We start from the raw sequence: 15,773 nt of genomic DNA, 5'->3' as shown, positions 1-15,773 counted from the left end.
GGGAATGCTATATTCCCGCCCAGCAACAGGAAAGGAACGCGATGACCACCCTCCTCGGACTGTCCGGCAGCCTCCGCCGCGCCTCGTTCAACGCATCGGTGCTCCGCGCCGCCTCCGGGCTGATGCCGGAGGGAGCGGCCCTGCAGATGGGCAGCATCGCCGACGTACCGCTCTACAATGCCGATGACGAGGCCGCGTCGGGTATCCCGGAGCCGGTAGCCCGCCTGAAGGATGCGCTGACGCAGGCTGACGGGTTGCTGGTCGTGACGCCGGAATACAACAATTCGCTGCCCGGCGTGTTCAAGAACGCGATCGACTGGATGACCCGGCCCGCCGATGACATCGCGCAGGTGTGGGGCGGCAAGCCCGTCGCGGTCATCGGCGCCTCTCCGGGCGGCTTCGGCACCATCCTTGCCCAGAACGCCTGGCTGCCGGTGTTCCGCACACTTGGCACGCGGCCATGGTTCGGCGGGCGGATGATGGTGTCACGCGCCCATACGCTGATGGACGCAGATCACGAACTGGAGAACGAGGAAACGCGGAAGCAGCTTGCGAGCTTCCTCGCCGGCTTCGTGGATTTCGTGCGGGAGGGCGTCTGACCGCTCAAAGGTGTTCCTCCAGCCATGCCTTGACTACCAAGGCATCCGCAGGGGTCAGGGCATGTCCCGCCTCCACCACCTCCTCCGTCACCTCCACGCCCGCCGCCCGCAGCGCTTCCGCGACAAGGGGAGAGGGCGGAGCAACCTCGTCCATCGCCCCCGACACGATCAGCGCCGCTCCGCTCGCCTCCGGCACTGGCGGTGCCGACAGCACAGCCACGGGGCGGAGCAGCACCGCCCGCTGCACCGCGCGCGGCTCCAGCAGCATCGCCGCCCAGATCATGTTCGCACCGTTGGAATATCCAAGAAAGCCGGTGCGCGCCTCATCCAGCCCATAGCCCCGGATCGCGGTCGCGATGGTGGCGGAAAGCGCCTCTGCCTCCGAGCGGATGTCCTCCTCGTCGAAACGCCCCTCTCCCAGCCGACGGAACCAGCGGAGCGTCCCCTCCTCCGTCGAACGGCCGCGCAGACCGATGAGAGTGGCATGCGGCGCCACGCGGCGGGCGAACGGCATCAGGTCCGCTTCGCTTCCGCCCGTGCCGTGCAGCAGGAACAGCGCGCTGCCATCCGGCTCCTCCGGCTCGTTCAGGCGGTGGACAAAGGGCAGGTCGCGCCGGGGGAAGCGGGGCGCGTCCGGCAATGCGAACTGCGGCAGCATCACGCGAAGATCGTTGGCCCGCTCCGCATCGGAAGGCGGGATCATCACGGCGGTTCCCAGCGTTTCCTCCGGCTCGTCCACAAGGAAACCGGGGCCGTCGGTCGCGTATTCGATCAGCGTTCCGGCAGGTTCGCGGGCATAAAGAGAAACGAAATACTTCCGGTCGTGCAGGTTGGTTTCCGTGGCGTTCAGACGGGAGAGCTCCGCCTCCATACTGCGGATCGCGGGCACATCGGGCGCGCGGAAGGCCACGTGATCGGCGATCCCCGTTCCCGGCACACCCGGCCAGAAGCCGGTGGCGTCACGGATGTCGATGGCGTCGGTATCGGACAGCAGGCGCCGCACCGTCCCTTCCTCCGCCACCGGGCGATAGCCGAACCGCGCGATGAAGGCCGCCGTCTGCTCGGGCGCCTCGCTGAACAGGGTCGCGGAGCGCAGGCGGGTGATCGCCAGCGCTTCCGGCACGGTCTCGGTCCATGGTGCGGTCGCGGCCAGATCGCTGCCCACCAGTTTCACCACCACGCCGTCGGGATCCTTCAGCCGCAGGACCGGCTCTCCGAATTCCCTGCGGGGATGTTCGTGCGGGATCCCCCGCTCCAGCGCGCGGCCCAGCCAGTCGCCAAGCGCGGCGCGGGGAACGGCAAAGGCGATCTCCGCCACCTGCCCGTGACCGACCCGGCCCGGCGCGCCATCCTCCCACACGAGAAAGGTCACCAGTGACCCGGGCGAGCCTGTCCGGTCACCGTAGAACAGGTGAAGCTGTTCGGCATCCTCGAATCCGCCCGTGCGCTTCACCAGCCGGAGACCGAGAAATCCCGCGTAGAAATCCACATTCGCCTGAACGCGGCGTGTGACCAGAGTGATGTGATGGATGCCCGTAACCATGCCGCTCCCTTTTCGTTGCCCTTTCCGCATATGCGCCGGGCGGGGAGCGGGGCAAGGTCAGTCGGCAAGACGGGGGATGGCCGGGTCCGCTTCCGCAGGCTCCGCGCCGCGGGACAGCCCCGCGAAATCGAAGAGCGCCGGGTCCAGCAGATGCGAGGGGCGGGCGTTCATCAGGGCGCGGAACATCACCTGCCGCCGGCCCGGCGAACGCGCCTCCCACCCGTCGAGGATCTGCTTCACCTGCTGGCGCTGCAACCCGTCCTGCGACCCGCAGAGGTCGCAGGGGATGATCGGATAGTTCATGGCACGGGCGAATTTCTCGCAATCCGCCTCCGCCACGAAGGACAGAGGGCGATAGACGAACAGGTCGCCATCCTCGTTCAGCAGCTTCGGCGGCATGGTGGCCAGCCGCCCGCCGTGAAAGAGGTTCATGAAGAACGTCTCCAGGATGTCGTCCCGGTGATGTCCCAGAACGACCGCCGAACATCCTTCCTCCCGCGCGACGCGGTAGAGGTTGCCGCGCCGGAGGCGGGAGCAGAGTGCGCACATCGTCCGGCCCTGCGGCACCTTGTCCATCACGATGGAATAGGTATCGGCATATTCGATCCGGTGCGGCACGCCCATGCGCGACAGAAACTCCGGCAGCACCGTCGCGGGAAATCCGGGCTGGCCCTGATCGAGGTTGCAGGCGAGCAGATCGACGGGCAACAGGCCGCGCCATTGCAGCTCGTGCAGGATCGCGAGCATCGTGTAGCTGTCCTTGCCCCCCGACAGACAGACGAGCCAGCGCGCGCCGCGCTCGATCATGCCATAGGCGTCGATCGCCTCGCGCACCTCGCGTACGAGACGTTTGCGGAGCTTGCGGAACTCCGTGCTCTGCGGGGCGCCGTGGAACAGCGGATGGATGTCGTCGGCCTCGTCCAGCATCAGCGGTCCCTTCTTGCGGGCGGCACGGGATCATAACCCGACCCGCCCCACGGGTGACAACGAAGAAGGCGGCGGAGCGTCAGCCAGCCGCCGCGCAGCCCGCCATGCCGCTCCAGCGCCTCCAGCGCATAGGCGGAACAGGTCGGCTGAAACCGGCAGGACTGGCCCAGCCACGGCGAAATCAGCAGCCGGTAGGCCCGGACCGGCAGTGCCACCACATGCGCGAGCGGCGTCACTTTGGCCGCCTTTCCCGCCTCTCCGGTCGCGGCCCTTCGCGGTGGACAGAGGCGCGATGGACAGAGGCGATGGCCGCGTCGAGATCGGACAGCAGATCGGCAAAGGGCCGATCCGTCGTCACGCCCGGCCGCCCGACCAGCACGTAATCCCATCCCTCGCGCCCGATCAGCGGCAGCCGCTCGCGCGCGAGGGCGCGGAGCCGCCGTTTGGCGCGGTTGCGAGCGACGGCATTGCCAACCTTCTTGGAGCAGGTGAACCCGACGCGGATCCCCTCCCCCGGCTCTCCCTCCGCCCGGCGGCGGGCCTGAAGCAGGAAACCGGAGGTCGCCTGACGGCGGGCCTGCGCCGCGCGCAGGAAATCCGCGCGAAGCTTCAGAATACTGAACCCGGTGTGCTGGCGGGTGTGCTGATCAAGAGGCTCCTGCGCCCGCCCGCCCGCAGCCGGGTCCACAGCAGCCTGGTCCACAGACGAAACCGCCGCCGTCCCCCCATCAGGTTCGGCGACAAGGCCGTCCTGACCGGGTTCCGGCGGCGTCATGTCTCTGACCTCAGGGTCGTCCCGGCTTACGCCGAGAGGACCTTCCGGCCACGGGCGCGCCGCGCGTTGAGGACGCGCTGGCCCCCTTTGGTCGCCATGCGGGCGCGGAACCCGTGCCGGCGCTTGCGGACCAGGTTGCTCGGCTGGAAAGTACGTTTGCTCATCGCGGCACTCCGTTCGTCGTCTGTCATGCGACCCAAACCCGCAAAACGCGCGGATTCGAAGGCCGGGGTTGTTCGAAGCCAGCCCAATAGGCGGAAAGCGGCAGGAAGTCAATCCGGGCGTCGCTCTCCCCCGCCGAGAGATGCCGCAAGGTCGCTTTCCGCTTTATCCTGTCGCGCAGCTGTGAAAAAACCGGGAAAAATCCCCGGCGGCGTCGGGCTGCGACCGGGGGCAGGCGCTTCGCATGGTGTTGAACTCCCTCTCCGGCCGATTCCTCCTCGTCACGACGCTGTTCGTGCTGCTGGCCGAGGTGCTGATCCTCGTCCCCTCCATCGCGCGTTATCGGGTGGATTATCTGCATCTCCGGCTGGAGCGGGCGCAGATCGCTGCGCTCTCCGTTCTGGCCAGCGACGATGTGCTGGACGAATCGCTGGAAAAGGAACTGCTGGCCACCGCGGGAGTGATGAACGTGGTCCTCCGCCGGGACGAGGTGCGCCAGCTCGTTCTGTCCTCCCCCATCACCCAGCCGATCTACGGCACCTATGACCTGCGGGAGGCAGGCCCCTTCCAGCTCATCCGCGACTCGCTCTCCGTTCTGCTGGAGCGGGACAACCGCATCATCCGCGTGATCGGCAATCCGGTGCACGACGCGGGCCTGCTGATCGAGGTGACGACGGAAACGGAGCCGATGCGCAAGGCGATGGTGGACTACGGGCTGCGCATCCTCCTGCTCTCCGCCGTGTTCTCCGTGGTGACGGCGGTGTTGTTGTTCGCGGCGGTGAGCCGGCTGCTGCTACGCCCGATCCGCCACCTGATCCAGCATGTCACCGCCTATGCGGAGGCGCCGGAGGATGCGCGGCTCATCATCGAGCCGTCCAGTCGGGGCGTGCGGGAAATCCGTGAGGCGGAAGTGGCCCTCCGCTCCATGCAGACGCAGCTGACCCAGGCGCTGCGCCAGAAGGACCGGCTTGCCCAGCTCGGCGGAGCGGTGGCCCGGATCAGCCATGACCTGCGCAACATCCTGACCGCCGCGCAGCTCTTCGCCGACCGCATGGAAAGCTCCGAAGACCCTGCCGTGCAGCGGGCAGCGCCGAAGCTCGTGGGCTCCCTCTCCCGCGCGATCAACCTGTGTGAAAGCACGCTGGCCTTCGGCCGGGCAGAGGAGCCGCCGCCCAGCCTTACCCGATTCCCGCTGATCCGCACGGTGTCCGAGATTCTTGAAAGCGAGACGATGGCGGATGAGGCGGCTGGCGGCCAGATCACCTTCCTGAACGACGTACCGCCCACATTGTGGCTGCGCGCCGACCCCGAGCAGCTTCACCGCGTGCTGTCCAACCTCATCCGCAACGCCCGGCAGGCGATCGAGGCCACCGGCCAGCCCGGTGTCATCGAGGTCAGCGCCGGGGAGGATGAGGTCGAGTGGTTCATCCGCGTGGGGGACACCGGCCCCGGCCTGCCGCAGAAGGCACGGGAGTTCCTGTTCACCCCGTTTCAGGGCGGTGCGCGAAAGGGCGGCTTCGGTCTTGGGCTCGCCATCTCCGCTGAACTGGTCCGCGGCCACGGCGGGCGGCTGGAACTTGTCCGCAGCGACGAGGAAGGCACCGAGTTCATCATCCGCCTGCCCCGCGGCAGCGTGCAGGTCGAAACCGCGGCGCAATAACTTCTTCACTTTCTCCCTTGCATCCCCCCGCACAGGGCGGTACATGCCCCCACAGCGCACCCGTAGCTCAGCTGGATAGAGCACCAGACTACGAATCTGGGGGTCAGGAGTTCGAATCTCTTCGGGTGCGCCAATTTTCCTTTGCAAGTTCCAGGCAAATTTACCTTTTTGCGTCACGGAATTGTCTCGTGGCGCGGTTCGGCACGTCTGGCCTTCGGTTCAGCCGAGATCACGCCCGCGGGTCTTGGGTTTCCAGATGAAAGTTCGGATTTGAATCTCCGCCCACCTCTCGGGCAGCGCCTCCGGCGGTCCGACCTGACCGGAAGCACAGGTTCCGGCGGAACAGCGCGGGCAAAGGGCGTCGCCCCGTCCACAGATGACTGTCGATTGGCGCGGCCCGCAGGCTTACGCCTGCGTGCGGCAGGTCGGGCTGCTTCCGCGAAACCCTCCGACCCGCGACATCCGATCGACCACGTGGTCAGACGGCGAGATGTTCAAACAGGATGACGCTCCCCAACCCGATCAGCGCCAGCCCCCCGGCGACTTCCATCACCCGCCCGAAGCGGCGGCCCAGGAACCGTCCCGCGAGGATCCCCGTGGAACTCATCACCATCGTCGCAAGACCGATGCAAAGCGCTACGACCAGGATGTTCACCTGCAGAAAGGCGAGCGACACCCCTACCGCCATGGCGTCGATGGAGGTGCCGATGGCCGTCGCGATGACCGCCCATCCCGACGTGCCTGCCGATCGCTCCTCCGGCGAGAAGGCCTGAAGCGCCATATGGACACCGACCGCGCCCAGCAGTGCGAAAGCGATCCAATGATCCACCGCCTCCACATACTGACTGGCCGCGATGCCCAACGCCCAGCCGAGGATCGGTGTAATCGCCTCCACGGTGCCGAAGATCGCGCCGGTGCGAAGCGCGTGGCCGAAGCTGGGCCGCCGTTCCGCTGCACCTTTGCCCAATGAGGCGATAAACGCATCCACGGACATGGAAACAGCAAGCAGACCGATGGTCATCGGGGACATGGGAACTCTCCTGGGCCAGCCGGGCGATGGACAGACCCCGCCCGCAGAGTCCCACGCCACGGTCTTGCAAGGCCCGCTGGGCTGGACGCGCCACGCGGATCCCCCGCGAGCCTGTTGACGCGCCCCTGCCGGAAACCGGCAGTCGCTACTCCCCGATGGCGGGGAAAATACCGTTGAACAATAAATAGTCAAGCGAAAACATGATGTTATGAATGCGTCTCATTCGCAGAACATGACTTCGGCCAAGCCCGTTGTTTCTGCTCGCGGATTCCCGATTGTCCGATCCTTGCGCAACACTGCCACCGGCAACAATGCACTGCTGGGGCACTGCCAGCCCGCTGCTTGCTGCGCCACGCCCGCAGCCGCATATTTCGCCGGACAAACCGGAGAATGGCATGACAAACCTGTTTCTGGTCGATGAGCGGGTGATCGTGGCCGCACATGACAGGATGCTCGCCAGCGACCCGGACCTGTCGCAGCACCTGGGGATCATCAATGCTTCGCTGGACCTGCTGTCGCGGATACCCGCGCTGCATGCGGAACGGGATGCCAATGAAACCGCGCTGCTTCGTCTTGGCATACGCTGCTTCAACAGCGGGGCGTCAGCGCTGCGATTGCTCCGCTGCGGTTATTTTCAGCCCGCCATGACAATGGCTCGGGATCTGTTTGAGGTGCAGTCCCTGCTTCTCCTGTTCACTAGAGAACCCGGCAGTCTGGATGCGTGGCTTTCTCTCCCGGACAAGGAACGCAGGAACCGTTTCAGCCCCGGCGCAGTGCGGGACCGCCTGGATAAGCTTGCGGGCTACACCAAGAAGAAGCGCACGCAGGCCTACGACCTGCTCTGCCAGCAAGCCGCGCATGCCAACCCCGGCGGTTTCCACCTGATCTCTCCGGAAGGGGAAACCCGCATAGGTCCGTTTTCAGACTACGGAGTGCTGCGGAGTTGTAGCGAAGAACTGGCCCAACGGCTTGCCTTCGCAGCGATCACCTTCTCCTGTTCGATCAGAACGGGACAGCCGGACATATGTCGGGTCAAGGCGGATTTCGTCACACGTCTTGCGGACTGGCAGGCGAAATATCTGCCAAACCGGGCGCAGGAGGAATTTCCTCCGCCGCGTCAGGATGAGGCGGAGCATTAAGCCGCCATCCTGCAAATGAAACATCTTCAAAGCGGCACTGAACAATGACCAGTGCAGACGGGATGCCAGGCGCCACACCTGCCCGCATCTGAGCAGGAATTCTGAAGCGGCCGGTGCGGCCCCAGCTCGAACGTCGAACCGAGAAGAGCGGCCAGTTTCGGCGCGTGGACCCCCGTGTGCTTCAACGCGTGGACCCCCGTGTGCTTCAATCTGCATCGCGATGAGACCCAAGCGACGGTATTTATTGGGAAATACGCCATGGCCCGGAGGCGAATTGGAGCGGGTAGCGGGAATCGAACCCGCCCCATCAGCTTGGAAGGCTGAGGCGCTACCACTACACCATACCCGCGAGCGCGGGGCGAGAGATAGCATCCGGCAGCGGGGTGCTCAAGGGTGAAGTCCGGCATTCCCCCCAGAAAACCGACCGTGGACAGGGGCGACCCCATGGGCGGGCTTCATCGGTCGCCATGGCCATCGCCGCGGAGAACGGCACACCCGGCCACCCGATGCGAACAAAAGGCGCCTTCGCACCGGGGTGGCAACTGCACTCAGGCAACCGCCCCGACCTGCCCACGATCACGTCTATTTCCGCGTGATGCGCCCGTCGGTGTAAGGTTTGTACGGCCCCTCCTTCGCCAGATACTCCGCCAGCACATCCGCCAGATCCGGCCCGAAATCATAGGCATTCGCGACATCCTGCGTGAACATGGCGAAACCGTCGCCGCCGCTGCGGACGTAGTTGTTGACCACGACACCATAGCTGGCCGCAGGGTCTATCGCGGTCCAGCCCTCGCCGTTCCGCACCTGCACGTCACTTACGCGGCTGCCCGCCGGTTGCGCAGGATCGAACGCATATTTCAGCCCGGCCACCTGCAGGAAGCGCCCGGCCCCCTGATCGAGCTGGCTCACGCCGTTCTCCAGCGCGGAAACGACAGTGGCCCCCGTGGTCTGGAACGTGGCGAGCGTGTTCTGGAAGGGCAGCACGGTCAGCACCTCACCCATCGTCACATCGCCCGCGTCGATGGAGGCGCGCACACCGCCGCCGTTGACGAGGCTGATGGTGATGCCCTGATCCTTCACCCGGTCGAGCTGCGCATCGGCGATGAGGGTGCCCATCTCGCATTCCCGCTGACGGCAGTGATCGCGGGAACCGTCGATCGGCGCCTCGCTCGCTGCCACGACACGGGCCTTCAGCTCCTCCAGCGGAACGGCAAGCTCGGCCAGCCGCTGTTGCGCAGGCGCATCCTCCGCCACCGCGGCATCCAGCAGAAGCGGCGCACCGGAGGCGGAGATCACCTTGCCCGCATCGTCAAACGTGACCGCCAGCTCCCCGAGATACTTGCCATAGGCATAGGCCGTGACGATCGGCACGCCGTTCACCATCGTCGGATAGGGTCCGGCGGCGGCAGGGTCGGTGCTGGAAAGCAGCGTATGGCTGTGGCCCCCCACAATCACGTCCACGCCGGCTGTCTCTGCCGCGATCTGCTTGTCCAACTCATAGCCGGAATGGCTGAGCACGATGATCTTGTTCACGCCTGCCGCGGTGAGCGTGTCCACTTCCGCCTGCACTGCATCGGCGGGCGGCGTGAAGATGATGTTGGGCCCGGGGCTGGCCAGTTCCGGGTTGTCGCGCGGGGTGAGGCCGATGATCCCGATCTTCTCGCCCTCCTTCTCCACCACCACCGATTTGGCGATACGGCCCTTCAGCAGCGGCTCCCGGCTCAGGTCGGCATTGGCCATGACCATCGGAAATCGAATCTCGTCCAGGAAGTGCACAAGCTCCGGGGGGCCGTCGTCGAACTCGTGGTTGCCCACCGCCATCGCCTCGAAGCCGAGCGCATTCATGAACTCGGCCGAGACCTTGCCCTTGTAGTGGTTGTAGAACAGGCTGCCCTGAAACTGGTCGCCCGCATCGATCAGCAGCGAGTTGGCGGTCCGGGACCGCGCATCCGTTATCGCCGTGACCAGACGGGCGATGCCGCCGAAACACTTGTTCTCCGCCGCATCCTTTTCCCCGCAGGTCGAATCGGACCCGTTGATCGGCTCGAACCGGGCATGGAAGTCGTTGATATGCAGAATGGTGAGCGTGTATTCGGCAGAAGCGGCCCCGGCGCTGAGGGCGAGCACCCCTGCCGTGGCGAGAAGACGGACCAACATGCGGTTCTCCCTGTGCGGATGCTCGCAGTCTGCGGAGCGGCGGCGGCTCTGTCAAAGCTTCTCGTGCCCGAGGAGCCATCCCGATGCGCCCCCGGCGCGCGCAGCCACGCCCGTCGGGCACACGTTCTCCTTGACCGGATGGCGGAGTGAGGGCATCACCCGGCCATGCTGATCCTGAAGATTTTCCGACGCCCCGAATGGGATGCGTTCCGCGCCGCAGGTGTCACCCACGGCGCGCCCGTGGATGTGGCGGACGGCTTCATCCATTTTTCCACGCCCACACAGGTGGGAGAGACAGCCGCCCGCCATTTCGCGGAGGAAAGCGATCTGGTGCTGGTCGCCGTCTCCGTGGAGCCTCTGGGGGCGGACCTGAAATGGGAGCCGTCACGGGGCGGCGCGCTTTTTCCGCATCTCTATCGGCCGCTCCGGCTGTCGGATGTGGTCTGGGACAAGTCCCTGCCGCTCGGGGCCACGGGGCATATCTTCCCGGAGGGGGTTCTGTGAACCGGTACGAGTCCCTTGGCCTTGGCCTGCTCACGCGGCTGGACCCGGAGCGGGCGCATGGCCTGTCGCTGATGGCCCTCCGCACGGGGCTGGTCGCCCTGCCGGGGGAGATCACCTCGCCCCGGCTCCGCACCAGCCTTGCCGGGATCGACCTGCCCAACCCCGTGGGCCTTGCCGCCGGGTTCGACAAGAACGCGACCGCGCTCGAACCGCTGAGCCGCGCGGGCTTCGGCTTCATCGAGGTCGGCGCGACGACGCCCCGCCCGCAGCCCGGCAACCCCCGCCCCCGGCTGTTCCGGTTGCCGGAGGACCGCGCCGTCATCAACCGCTTCGGCTTCAACAACGAAGGTGCCGCCGCCATCGCGGCCCGGCTGGCCGCCCGGCCGGAGCGGGGGGTGATCGGGCTGAACCTCGGCGCGAACAAGGACAGCGCCAACCGTGCGCAGGACTTTGCGGAAGTGCTGGCCGCCACGGGCGGATGGATCGACTTCGCCACGGTCAACGTTTCCTCCCCCAATACCGAGAAGCTTCGTGACCTTCAGGGCCGCGCGGCGCTGGAATCGCTGCTCGCGGGTGTGCTGGAGGTGCGGGACGGGCTGTCGCGGCGGGTGCCGGTATTCCTGAAGATCGCCCCCGATCTCACCGATGACGAAATCGCCGAAATCGGCGCCGTCGCGCTCGCCTCCGGTATCGACGGGGTGATCGCCACCAACACGACCCTCTCCCGCGATGGGCTTGGCGGCGCGGCGCGGGGAGAGGCGGGGGGCCTCTCCGGCGCCCCGCTGTTCGAGCGGTCCACCCGGGTTCTGGCCCGCCTGTCACGGGCGACGGAGGGGCGGCTGCCGCTGATCGGCGTCGGCGGCATTTCCACTCCCGATCAGGCCTATGAGAAGATTCTGGCCGGAGCGAGCGCGGTTCAGCTTTACACCGGCCTCGTCTTCGGAGGACTGTCGCTGGTGGGAGACCTCGTCCGCGGCATCGAGGACCGGCTTCTCCGCGATGGCTTCGCCACTGTGGCGGAGGCCGTCGGAACCGGGAGGGAGCGGTGGCTGTGACCATCTCGATCTGGCACAATCCGCGTTGCGGCACATCGCGCCGGGCGCTCGCGCTGCTGGAGGAACACGGCGTGGTGCCCGTGGTGCGGGACTATCTGAACGAACCGCCGAGCGAGGCCGAACTCCGCGCCGCGCTCTCGCTTCTCGACCGCGCGCCCCGCGACATCCTCCGCTGGAAGGAAGGCGCGCGGAGCGACGCCGGGCTGACGGAGACAAGTGACGACGATACCCTGATCGCCGCGATGGTGGCGCATCCCATTCTCATCGAACGCCCCATCGTCTTTTCCGAGACCCGCGCCGTCCTTGGCCGCCCGGCGGAAGCCGTGCTGGATGTCCTCACTCCCTGAGGGGAGGGGCCGTCATGCCGGAAACACCGCCTGCCATCCAAGTCGAACATCTCTCGCATGCTTTCGGGGGCACCAGGGCGCTGGAGGATGTCAGCCTCTCCGTGCCTGCTGGCGCGAGCTTCGCGCTGCTTGGCCCGAACGGCGCGGGCAAGACCACGCTCCTCAACATCCTCTGCACATTGCTCCGGCCCGACAGCGGAACCGCACTGGTGGCGGGTGCCGACGTGGCGCGCGAACCCTTGCGCGCGCGGCGCGGCATCGGGGTGGTGTTTCAGGATTCGAGCCTCGACGACCGGCTGACGGCGGCGGAGAATCTCGATTTCCACGGGCTCGCGCATGGCATGGCCCGCCGTGTGCGGCACGCCGCAATGGCGGAAGTGCTGGCGCTTGTCGAACTCACCGACTGGCAGGAAACGGTCGTGCGCAACTTCTCCGGCGGGATGCGGCGGCGGCTGGAGATAGCCCGCGCCCTCATGCATCACCCGCGCATCCTGTTCCTCGACGAGCCGACCGTTGGCCTTGATGCCCAGACCCGCGTGCGCATCTGGCGCTATCTGGACGGGCTCAGGCGCGAGCGGGGGCTGACGGTGCTGACCACCACCCATTACATCGAGGAAGTGGAGAGCGCGGACCTCGTCTGCATCATCGACAATGGCCGCATCCTCGCCGAAGGCAGCCCCGAAAGCCTGAAGGCCGGATATGGCCAGCGGTGGCTCCGCGTCATCGCGCGGGAGGCGGAAACTGCCTCGGCCATCCGGCGCGCCTATCCTGCGGCGATGGAAGTGGCGCCCCTGCACCTCGCGATCCCCGCTCCTGACGCCGCGACGGTCGAGGCGTTCCTCGCCGCCTTCGGCAACCGGCTGACGGAGGTGCGCTTCGAGGAGCCGACACTGGAAAGCGTGTTCCTCTCCCTCACAGGCCGCGAGCTTCGCGATCGCGGGGAAGGCGCACGCGCGGCGGAGCGCGAAGCCGGACGCAAGGGCGGGCGGCGATGATGTCTCCGGCCGTCATAACAGGACCGGATCGTCGGGAGGGAGCCGGGCGCGGTTTGCCCGGTCGAGGTTTGCGCAGGCCCTGTGCGAACGGATTGTGCCTGAACCCCGGTTCACTGCATCCGCGGACCGGGTGTCTGCGGGCCGGGTCTCTGCGGGCAGGTCCAACGCCGCCGGACTGCAGCTCTTCCCCGCTGCTGCGGGGGCCGACAGCACGGCATCGACCGCAAAACGCGAACGCCCGGTTCCCCCTGCCGTCGGCAAGGGGTGAGGGGCGGCGCCTTCGGCCCCTGCTCCCGATCCGAGCATGGCGGGACGGACAAGCGGTCTTCCGCAAGGTTCAGCAGCGGCATGGGACCGCATCGCTGACCTTCAGGAGGCTGGGGCACTCAATCCGGCCCGCCATGGGTCCACGGCCGGCGCGCCGAGCGCTACACCCGCTCCCCTGCGGCAAACCCTTGGGCAGAGGCCGGACGCACAGGCCGTCACGCGTCCAACCGACCTGCCGGCAGAACTGCCGAAGCACATGCGGACTGGAAACGGTCTGCACCGCCGACGATCCCACGACAGTCGGCCATCCCAGCGGCGCGGAGGCTGTCCGGCCCGCCCCTCTCCGGCCCATCTCACTGCCGCCCGTCCCCCTGTGGCCCGCCACCCTCAAGCCCGCCCTCCGGCCCATCACCCTTCGGATCATCCCTGCCCAGCCTTCCTCCAGCCGCCGCGCTTTTTCCAGCTGCTGCGCCCTCGTCCAACCCCGCGTCGCTCGGCTCATTCCGGCATGGGCGGGCACTGCCTGCTCCTCTCGCTCACAGATCGTCGCGCCCGTTGCAGCGCAAGGAACCGTCCGGCCGCCCATAGCCCTGCCGGGCTGGCCGCCGTTCCTCGCCAATGGCCCGACACCGGCAGCCGTCATGTCCGAGCGCAAGAAGCGGCACCACAACCCGATACCCGGCTCCTCCCGCTGCTTCCGGTCTCAGCGCCTCGAACCGGTCCGCAGGGCGCCCGGTGCCACAAGCCCACAGTTCGCCGCTCTGCCAAGCGCGGTACCCTCAGCCTTCGGGCAGGGGCCACTCCTGTCGCCCGCACCGCAGGCCCTACCCCGGCCACCCCGGAGGGGCGCGTCGGGCACATCCCGCTCATCATGCGGGCCACGTTCCCGGACCTCCTCCGCAAGCCCGTGGGTCACGGCCGATGGCGCGCCCCCACCCCCTTCCAAGTCGCAAAGGAGCGCCTCATGACCAGCGCTCTCCCCGGCCTTCTGCGAGGCCTCTATGGCGTCTGGCTGCGGGAGGTACTGCGCGCCACCCGTGACCGGGGACAGATGGTGGGCGGCGTGAGCCGACCGCTGATCTGGCTGCTCATCCTCGGCATCGGGCTGAACCCCTACTTCCGGGGAGAGGTCTATGGAGAGGTGCGTACGGTCATCCCCTTCACCTACCTGCAGTTCCTGTTCCCCGCCGTCATCGTGCTGAACATCATGTACACGTCCATCCAGTTCGCCGTTTCGGTGATCTGGGACAGGGAGTTCGGTTTCCTGCGGGAGGTGCTCGTCTCTCCCATGCCGCGATGGCTGATCCTGCTGGGCAAGGTGCTGGGCGGGGCGACGGTCGCGACAGTGCATGGCACGCTGGTGCTGATCCTCGCGCGGTTTGCCGATGTGACGCTGACGGTCGGGCAGTCGCTCACGGCAATCGGGCTGATGTTCGTGCTGGCCTTCGGGCTGACCTCCTTCGGCGTGCTTCTGGCCCAGCGGGTGCGCAGCTTCGAGGGGTTCGGCGTATTCTCCAACACCATCATCCTGCCGCTCTATTTCACCTCCTCCTCGGTCTTTCCGCTGGATCCCTCGCTCACCCGCACACAGACGGTGGCGACCTATCCCGAATGGCTGGTGACGCTGGTCCGCGCGAACCCGATCACCTATGCGGTCGATGCGCTTCGGGGCGTGCTGATCGGCTTCTACCAGTTCGCCCCCACGACGGGGCCGCTGGTGATCTTCGGCATGGCGGCGGTGTTCTTCCTCCTCGCCGTGATCGACTTCCGCAGGGCATGAACGCGCCGCCCGCCTCTCCGCTCCGGGGCCGCTGGGGACCGGCGATTAGGAATCTCGGCATCGTGGTGGTGATCCTCGCCCTTGCCGGCCTGCTTCCGCAGGACAATTCCCTTGCCGAGCGCCGGGCGGCAGGCGTGTTGAAACTCTGCGTCCCCCCCGCCTATCCGCCGCTGGTGACGGGAGAGCCGGATCGGCCCGGTTACGACGTTGAGCTTGCCCGCATTCTCGCGGATCGCGTGGGTCTGCGCCTTGCGGTGAACGTCGTGCCGACCATCGGGCGTGACTTCAACCCGCGGAACTGGAACCTGACGCGCGCCCAATGCGACATGATCGGCGGCGGCATCGCGGATACGCCGACCGCGCGCGGTTTCCTGCAGCTTCTCCCGACCGGGGAGCGGATCGGCTGGCTCCTGCTGCTGCCCGCGGGTGCCCTTCCGCCATCAGGCAGCACCCTCGCGGTCCTGCCGGGGGCGAGCGGGCTTGACCGGCTGGCGCTTTCCGCATGGATGCGGGCCGAGGGCTACCGGCCCCTGCTGGTGGCGGATGGCGCGGCGCTCCGCACGGCGCTGCTGGAGGGGCGTGCGGCGGCCGCGGTCGGCGAGAATTTCGCGCTGTCCGGGCAACAAGATGCCCTGCCGGGTTTCACCGCTGTCTGGCCGGACGACCCCGCCCTCGCGCCAGTGCCGCTGGCCTTTGGAACCTGGAAGGGGGATGTGACGTTGAAGCGCGCCCTGACTGCCGCGCTTTCGGATGCGGCGGGACGGGAGGAAATCGCGACCCTTCGGAACCGCTACGGCCTGACCGCCGAAGCAGGGGCGGCTTCGCATATGTAA

The 15,773-nt window shown here is 67.2% G+C and carries 16 protein-coding genes and 2 tRNA genes; 10 read left to right on the top strand and 8 right to left on the bottom strand.

Translation table 11 applies throughout. The annotated features are described in order from the left end of the window. Positions 1–41 precede the first annotated feature (41 nt). Positions 42–599, top strand: coding sequence for an NADPH-dependent FMN reductase (locus tag CDV49_RS12885; RefSeq protein WP_088215828.1), 558 nt, complete (start codon positions 42–44; stop codon positions 597–599). A gap of 4 nt (positions 600–603) precedes the next feature. Here the strand turns inward: CDV49_RS12885 and CDV49_RS12880 are convergent, their stop codons facing one another. From CDV49_RS12880 to rpmH, 5 genes are read right to left on the bottom strand one after another with little or no spacing between them, the layout of a single operon-like run. After that, complete coding sequence (locus CDV49_RS12880) at positions 604–2,142, bottom strand: VOC family protein (RefSeq protein WP_088215827.1); 1,539 nt, start codon at positions 2,140–2,142, stop codon at positions 604–606. 57 nt (positions 2,143–2,199) lie between these two features. After that, on the bottom strand, positions 2,200–3,069 hold the full coding sequence (gene ttcA / locus CDV49_RS12875; protein ID WP_088215826.1) for a tRNA 2-thiocytidine(32) synthetase TtcA: 870 nt from the start codon (positions 3,067–3,069) through the stop codon (positions 2,200–2,202). Next, a complete protein-coding gene (gene yidD / locus CDV49_RS12870) occupies positions 3,069–3,305 on the bottom strand; it encodes a membrane protein insertion efficiency factor YidD (RefSeq protein ID WP_035707821.1) in 237 nt (78 codons plus the stop codon). Before yidD ends, ttcA begins: the two co-directional genes overlap by 1 nt. Next, positions 3,302–3,844: a ribonuclease P protein component gene (gene rnpA, locus CDV49_RS12865; protein ID WP_088215825.1), complete on the bottom strand. Its 543-nt coding sequence runs from the start codon at positions 3,842–3,844 to the stop codon at positions 3,302–3,304. The genes yidD and rnpA overlap by 4 nt, the downstream gene beginning before the upstream one ends. Positions 3,845–3,870: 26 nt before the next feature. Beyond that, entirely contained in the window at positions 3,871–4,008 is a 138-nt protein-coding gene (gene rpmH / locus CDV49_RS12860) for a 50S ribosomal protein L34 (protein WP_035707816.1), read from the bottom strand. 242 nt (positions 4,009–4,250) lie between these two features. Between rpmH and CDV49_RS12855 the strand changes: the two genes are divergently transcribed. Then, on the top strand, positions 4,251–5,666 hold the full coding sequence (locus tag CDV49_RS12855) for a sensor histidine kinase (protein ID WP_088215824.1): 1,416 nt from the start codon (positions 4,251–4,253) through the stop codon (positions 5,664–5,666). Positions 5,667–5,722: 56 nt separating this feature from the next. Continuing rightward, a tRNA-Arg gene (locus tag CDV49_RS12850) sits at positions 5,723–5,799 on the top strand. A gap of 345 nt (positions 5,800–6,144) precedes the next feature. Here CDV49_RS12850 and CDV49_RS12845 read toward each other — a convergent pair. Then, positions 6,145–6,696 (bottom strand): manganese efflux pump MntP, encoded by a 552-nt coding sequence (locus tag CDV49_RS12845; protein WP_088215823.1) that lies wholly within the window; start codon positions 6,694–6,696, stop codon positions 6,145–6,147. 395 nt (positions 6,697–7,091) lie between these two features. Between CDV49_RS12845 and CDV49_RS12840 the strand changes: the two genes are divergently transcribed. After that, complete coding sequence (locus CDV49_RS12840) at positions 7,092–7,835, top strand: hypothetical protein (protein ID WP_088215822.1); 744 nt, start codon at positions 7,092–7,094, stop codon at positions 7,833–7,835. Positions 7,836–8,110: 275 nt separating this feature from the next. Here the strand turns inward: CDV49_RS12840 and CDV49_RS12835 are convergent. Together CDV49_RS12835 and CDV49_RS12830 are read right to left on the bottom strand one after the other, a co-directional pair. Further along, positions 8,111–8,184 (bottom strand) — tRNA-Gly (locus CDV49_RS12835). A 233-nt stretch (positions 8,185–8,417) separates the two neighbouring features. Continuing rightward, entirely contained in the window at positions 8,418–9,992 is a 1,575-nt protein-coding gene (locus CDV49_RS12830; RefSeq protein WP_088215821.1) for a bifunctional metallophosphatase/5'-nucleotidase, read from the bottom strand. A 165-nt stretch (positions 9,993–10,157) separates the two neighbouring features. On the opposite strand from CDV49_RS12830, the gene CDV49_RS12825 reads away from it, so the two are divergent. The 6 genes from CDV49_RS12825 to CDV49_RS12800 all read left to right on the top strand — a co-directional run bounded on the left by CDV49_RS12825 (position 10,158) and on the right by CDV49_RS12800 (position 15,773). Further along, positions 10,158–10,496, top strand: coding sequence for a DUF952 domain-containing protein (locus CDV49_RS12825; RefSeq protein ID WP_035707778.1), 339 nt, complete (start codon positions 10,158–10,160; stop codon positions 10,494–10,496). Continuing rightward, the gene (locus tag CDV49_RS12820; protein ID WP_088215820.1) at positions 10,493–11,551 is read left to right on the top strand and encodes a quinone-dependent dihydroorotate dehydrogenase; all 1,059 of its coding nucleotides are present in this window, start codon (positions 10,493–10,495) and stop codon (positions 11,549–11,551) included. Before CDV49_RS12825 ends, CDV49_RS12820 begins: the two co-directional genes overlap by 4 nt. Beyond that, positions 11,542–11,898, top strand: a complete 357-nt coding sequence (gene arsC / locus CDV49_RS12815) for an arsenate reductase (glutaredoxin) (RefSeq protein ID WP_256947332.1) — start codon at positions 11,542–11,544, stop codon at positions 11,896–11,898. The genes CDV49_RS12820 and arsC overlap by 10 nt, the downstream gene beginning before the upstream one ends. A gap of 14 nt (positions 11,899–11,912) precedes the next feature. Beyond that, the gene (locus tag CDV49_RS12810; RefSeq protein WP_088215819.1) at positions 11,913–12,893 is read left to right on the top strand and encodes an ABC transporter ATP-binding protein; all 981 of its coding nucleotides are present in this window, start codon (positions 11,913–11,915) and stop codon (positions 12,891–12,893) included. A 1,231-nt stretch (positions 12,894–14,124) separates the two neighbouring features. Next, positions 14,125–14,940, top strand: a complete 816-nt coding sequence (locus CDV49_RS12805; protein WP_088215818.1) for an ABC transporter permease — start codon at positions 14,125–14,127, stop codon at positions 14,938–14,940. Continuing rightward, entirely contained in the window at positions 14,937–15,773 is an 837-nt protein-coding gene (locus tag CDV49_RS12800) for a substrate-binding periplasmic protein (protein WP_088215817.1), read from the top strand. Before CDV49_RS12805 ends, CDV49_RS12800 begins: the two co-directional genes overlap by 4 nt.

This window comes from Haematobacter genomosp. 1, from assembly GCF_002196855.1.
Taxonomy (GTDB): domain Bacteria; phylum Pseudomonadota; class Alphaproteobacteria; order Rhodobacterales; family Rhodobacteraceae; genus Haematobacter.
Note: the sequence above shows the minus strand (reverse complement) of the source record. Positions and strands in the feature narration are given on the sequence as shown.